The sequence below is a fragment of the Patescibacteria group bacterium genome, assembly GCA_018817085.1.
In the GTDB taxonomy this organism is placed as follows: domain Bacteria; phylum Patescibacteriota; class WWE3; order CG2-30-40-12; family CG2-30-40-12; genus CG2-30-40-12.
The window spans coordinates 1-5,892 of record JAHIUT010000064.1 but is presented as its reverse complement, the minus strand read 5'-3'; the positions used below and the strand labels follow the sequence as shown (position 1 = coordinate 5,892).

Here is a 5,892-nt window from a genome sequence, read left to right as displayed (position 1 = left end):
TTACCAAATCGCCGTGGGCGACCAGCTTGTTGTTTATGGCGCGGATGACCCAAAACTCGGGGTCAATCGCGGCATTTTCGCGAGCTGGAACTTGAAGTAGAGGAGATAGGAGACAAAAAGGGTTGAGCAGTTTTGAGAATCTTCGGATTTTCAGACTGTTCAGCCCGTCCCTTTAAGATATTCTTTATTGGAAGGATGTTTTAAAAGGAATTAAACCTCCGTCTAATCGGAGTTTTTTGTTTTAATATGCCTAAAAACTTGCAATTATCTTTAATAATACCTGCTAACAACGCCAAAAAGCTAAATAAAACATTGGCTAAATACGGCTCGTTTTTTTCGTCCTTAAAAAATTTCCCTATTGAAATTATTGTAGTTTTAAACTCCAAAGATAAAAAAACATTAAGTGTAGTTAAAAGGTACTCAAAGACCCCCCCTTTTATAAAATCTATTGAAACTCCTTATATAACGGGTAAGGGTGGGGCGGTTTCTTTGGGGTTTTTGCAAGCTAGCGGTAAAATTATTGGTTATACCGACTCTGACGGGGCTGTTTGCGCTTCAGATATACTTAAACTTTACAAGTTTCTTGTTGAAACCCCTCAATTGGATGGGGTAATCGGAAGCAGGATAAAGGAAAAAATATCCTTAAAACGAAAAATGCTTATCAATACCTTTTGGCTAATAAACAAAATAGTTTTTGGGTTGTCCTATAAAGATACTCAATGCGGAATTAAACTTTTTAGAAATAGTAGAGCTAAAGAAGTAGCTCGCAGGTTGTCTAACACGGGTTACGCTTTTGATGTAAACATACTTTTAGTGTGCAAATACTTAAACTACAAGGTTTTTGAAGTTAAAGTTAAATGGAACGAAAAGTTAAGCGCAAATCTGCATTTTGTTAAAAGGGCGTTTGATATAACTAAAGAGCTTTTAACATTAAAGCTTTCAGAAATTTCCTATGTGGCAAGAAACAAGTCTACTAAATTTTACAGAACAAAAGCTCCGGAACAAGGAGCAAATGTATTGATTTTCTCTTGGCGGGACGTTAAACATCCTCAAATGGGGGGTTCCGAAGTGTATATTCACCAGATTGCAAAAAGATTGGCGAAAAAGCACAAGGTAATTTTGTTTACTTCAAAGCCCGGAAACTTGTTTTCAGAGGATGAAATAGACGGCGTAAAGGTTATAAGAAAAGGCGGTTTCTTAACAGTTTATGTTTATGCCTTTTTTTATTATATTTTTTCCTTGCGAAAATTTGTGGATATTGTAATAGATGTGGAAAACGGCATACCGTTTTTTACGCCTTTGTATTGTAGGAAGCCGAAAATTTTGGTTGTTCATCATATACACAAAAAACAATGGTTTAAGCAGTTTGCTTTTCCATTAGCCAGTATAGGCTACCTGCTTGAAAGATTTTTAATGCCTACTCTTTATAAAAGAGTAAATATTGTTACCGTTTCTCCGTCAACCCTTAACGAGCTTAGGGAGTTGGGTTTTGACGACAAAAATATTTTTCTTTCTTTCAATGCGGTTTCGGCGCGAGTGCCGGTCGGTGTAAAAAAATACAAATTTCCCGCGCTTTTGTATGTGGGCAGGTTAAAGGCTTATAAGAGATTAGAGGTGGCGGTTAGAGCCCTGAAGAAACTGTCTAAGAAATACAGAGGTGTTAAGCTCTATATTGCTGGGGCGGGGGATTATGAAATACAGCTTTTAAATTTTATTAAATCTTTCGGTTCTGCTGATAATATATCAATGTTAGGTTTTGTTTCAGAAAGAAAAAAACTTGAGCTTCTAAAGAGATCCTGGGTTTTTCTTATGCCTTCTATGAAAGAGGGGTGGGGGATTACCGTAACTGAGGCCGCGCTATGTGGAACGCCTTCCGTTGGTTTTAATGTCCCAGGAATTAGGGACTCAATTAAAAATAATGAAACTGGATTTTTAGCTGAAGATGAAAAAGAGTTTATAATGTACGCAGATCGCTTGTTATCCGATAAATTATTGCGGGATAAGATGGGAGAAAAATCTATTGTGTGGGCAAAGAATTTTTCTTGGGAAACTTCAAAAACCGTTTTTGAAGAGGTAATAAGAAACACCCTTATTTTTGACAAAGGGTTACTTTCGGAGAGATTATACCCTTGGACATCTTTTCTTTATTATATATAGAAAGGCAAATAAGGTTCCTAATGTAAAGATAGAAACAGCGCTTCCGATGTAAAAGTATTTCTGCAGACGATATTCAATATTTAAGTTCTTGTCTACATAATTGTTCACCACCCACCCATTGAAGAAGCCGTTTATTTGAAAAGGTTTTTCATTGTTTGTTATCCAGTTTTGGTTTTCTGGTTTTGCGAGACCCAATATGTATGGTGTATTTGGCTTATTTAATATTGTCACAGCGTATTTTGTGGGGGCAATCTGTTTAACAGCAGTGGTTTTTTGTGGGATGGGGGGCACTCTGCTTTGTATCGCCGATGTTTTTATGTTTTCTTCCGCCATTTTTTGCGTCGCGCGCTCCAATTTTTCGCTTTCTTCTGCGTTTAAGAACACTAGGGTGTTGATTGAATTTATTCCTTTTAGGTTAGATAGTTTTAGGGTGTGCGTGTTTCCATAAGTTTTGGTTATGTTCACTTGTCCCATTTTAATCCAGCTATATCTCTCTTTAAGGTCAGACTCTTTTGTATCTGCGTATAAATAATCCTCATCAATATTTAATTCAATAGTTCCTCCCAGTTTGCTTTTTAATATTCTGGCGTAAACTACGCATTTCCCAAAGCAGTTTGTGTCTGCTTTGAAAGTTAAAGATATTGGTTGTGTATTGTTGGATACATCTCCAATACTAAAGTTTTCAATTTTATAGGAATATCCTTCCTGATTTTGGAGGTTGGATAAGGTCCATATACTGAAATCTGCCATTATAGCGTCTTCAGGCAGTCCAATAACCTCATCAACCTCACCTTTCTCGTCCGGGTATATAAATTTAATATCTGTTGACGAGGCTGTCTCATCGTAAGAGGTGATCTTAAAGTGAGGAATCAAATCCTTTTTAATATCGGTTTTAAATTTTACCTTTATTGCCTGGACCCCAGAGACATTAATGAGGTCGCTTCTTATTATGTCCCAGTGGTATTCAAAATCTTTTGGTGCGCTTTTATAGTAAAAACTATTTTTTTCTGCCGTAATATTAGGGTGTTTAGAAAAACTTATGCTGAATAACTTGCTTGGGCTTTTGGATTTATCAATTAATTGCTTGCCGTCTTGGGCGGTAGCTACCATTTCATCATAATCAAACTGGCTTACATCTAAACCGTAATTGTTAAAGAAAAACTTATTTTCCGCGTAGGATATGTTTTTGAGGGAGGACTTTCTCCAAAAATCTCTTTTCCCGGATTCTACCAAGTTAATATACTTTGCTGGAAATATAAAGGAATTTCTGTACTCATCTATAGCGGCATCTATGTATTCTCCGTTTTCTATGTTGTAAGTCTTCTCAACAGGGAGGTTATAAATATTAAGGTCGGAGAAAGATATTAGAGTATTTGAAACATCTATATTGTAGGTATCCAAGTCTTGCAAAATGGCTAGTCCCTTGTTGGTAACAACTGCTTTTGAATAAATCTTAGTTAAGCCAGAGAATGCGGTATTTTCATACACATTGAGTATATTTGATTTGTATATAAGTTTTAGTTTGGGCTGTAGCAGAAGCTTATTTTCCAACCCAGCGTCGTAAGGATAAAATTCGTCTTTTCTTAAAATAAGATATTTTACACCAGCGATGTCTAGCGCCTTGGACACATTTATTTGGTCAAGATTTTCGTTATTAAATACATAATCAAAAAAGAAAATTAAGTCTGATCTAGTAGTTATGGTGGGTTTTACCGATAGAAGATTTGTAAACACGAATCTATTTTCTCTTGTTTTTAGCCACCATGGTTGTTCAATACCCGGGTACCAAAGTACATTAAATTCTTCCAGATCTTTTTCAAGTATTTTATTGGCCTCTGAAAATTCCGCAGGCGGTCTTTGCGGAGTGTAGTATCTTTTAACTATTTTCCCGAAATAGAACAAATGGTTAATGAGCAAAATTGTTACGAGAGTTATGATTATCGCCCTAAATTTCTTTTTGCTCATTACCAAAAATACTAAAAAGCTTATCGTTATTGAATAGCATAGCGTTAGTAAAAGACCTATTTTGTCCAGCTCTCTGAAGAGCCAGCCAATGCTTTTAATAGGGGAGTGGAACATCAAAAAATTGTATATATTTGCGGATAGGATATTTTTGCTTCCTAATACTAGACTTATTATGAATAAGACGAAAATATTTTGTTTTAATTTGGATTTTGTTTTGATAAAACACAGACTTCCCAAAATTGCGAGTGGAAGCCACGAAGATATCAAGTCTAAAGCTTCGGCGATAAGTGTTTTGTTTATAGGGTATTCCGAAAGCTCTTGCCACCAATAGCCTTTTAGGGATGCTTGATTGAGTAGGGTGTTGTTTCTTGCGAGTAAGTTCACCATATCTGTGCTTAAAATTGCGTCAGGTCCCATTTTGGAAACTGTAAAAGGTACTATCCAGTAAAGGTTTACAAGCAAGTAACATATAAAAAATGCGGGTAAGAATTTTATTTTAATTAATTTCTCTTTCCAATCGGTGTTCTTCTGTAGTAGGAAGACTAGTGTTAGAGAAACGAATATAATGCCAGTTAAAATAGGGGTGTGGGGAGTGGCTGAAAAAATGGATAATAGCACGCACAATATTATTAGCTTTTCTATCCGGACACTTTTTGAAAATAAGAAATTGTAATAAAGACCGAAAGTTAAAATAACGCCGGCGGATGAGAAAAATAGATAAAAGTGGGTAAGTCTGTTAGTAGCCCAATAGTTTGTTAAGTAGAATAGATTTCCGAATATAAAAGATATTAATAAGTGAGTGGGGTTTGGTTTGCTTCCATTTTTTGTCTCAAGTATATTTTTTAATCCTATTAGATATGAGAGTGTGGTTACTACAATTAACACGGCGAATTTAATTTTTATGTAGTAAGGATCGTTAAGTTGGGATAATTTGAAAATTACAAGTGTTAAATAAAACAAAGGAATACGCGCCTTTTCTGCTAGAGCGTCTCCTATATCGTTGCTATAGGTATATATATATCTTTCATATAAATGGTCCAATTTAAGACCTTCCGTAACATCCGTAAAAATTATGTATCCCGGTTTAAGGATTATATGAAGAAGTAGAACCAAAGGAATTAATGAAATAATTGTCGCAAGAAAATAAACTATTAGTTGTCTTGGTTTTGTAGTCATTAAAATAATTATACCTAAATATGCCAATTCTTTGAATGGGGAGATTGACAATAGAGGATGCGATCTTTTTGTGTTGCCAAGGAACGCCTTTTTGTGCGCATAAAGCAGAAAGACTCTTTTGGCTTTTGGTTTTTTACCCCAGCAGGGTTTTTTGGGGGGGGGGGCGTCTTGTAGTGGTTGGCGGGAGGTCTGTGTATTACTATATTATAATTCCAGACACCACGCACCCCATAGACTTGACAAGTGCTTTTTGATGTGCTAGAATGGCGGATACTGGAGTAGAAATATGTTTTATAAACTTATGTTGAAAAAATCAATATTTGCGGTAACGGTAGTTTTGGGCGCTTTTGTCGCTCTTGCTTTGTTACCAAAAAGTGTTTCCGCGGAAACTATATGTACTCCTGTTTATGGTGGGGGTCAAAATTGTATTGAAATAAAGGATAGAGATTTTTCTTTGGAAAAGAAAGTGCGTTTTGGAACGAGTGGGGAATTTAAGAGTAAAATAACCGGTGCTGAGGCAGGAGATACAGTTCAATTTAGGATTACTGTAAAGAATACGGGCAGTGTAGATGTGGATGAGGTGGAAATAAAGGA

At 35.9% G+C, this 5,892-nt stretch carries 3 protein-coding genes; 2 read left to right on the top strand and 1 reads right to left on the bottom strand.

The window, feature by feature from the left end; all coding sequences use genetic code 11:
- The first annotated feature begins 246 nt into the window (after window positions 1-246).
- Complete coding sequence (locus KJ678_04240; protein ID MBU1017340.1) at window positions 247-2,157, top strand: glycosyltransferase; 1,911 nt, start codon at window positions 247-249, stop codon at window positions 2,155-2,157.
- Here KJ678_04240 and KJ678_04235 read toward each other — a convergent pair.
- On the bottom strand, window positions 2,122-5,298 hold the full coding sequence (locus KJ678_04235; protein MBU1017339.1) for a hypothetical protein: 3,177 nt from the start codon (window positions 5,296-5,298) through the stop codon (window positions 2,122-2,124). The genes KJ678_04240 and KJ678_04235 overlap by 36 nt on opposite strands.
- Window positions 5,299-5,584: 286 nt before the next feature.
- On the opposite strand from KJ678_04235, the gene KJ678_04230 reads away from it, so the two are divergent.
- A partial coding sequence (locus tag KJ678_04230) for a hypothetical protein (protein MBU1017338.1) occupies window positions 5,585-5,892 on the top strand: 308 nt, incomplete at its 3' end.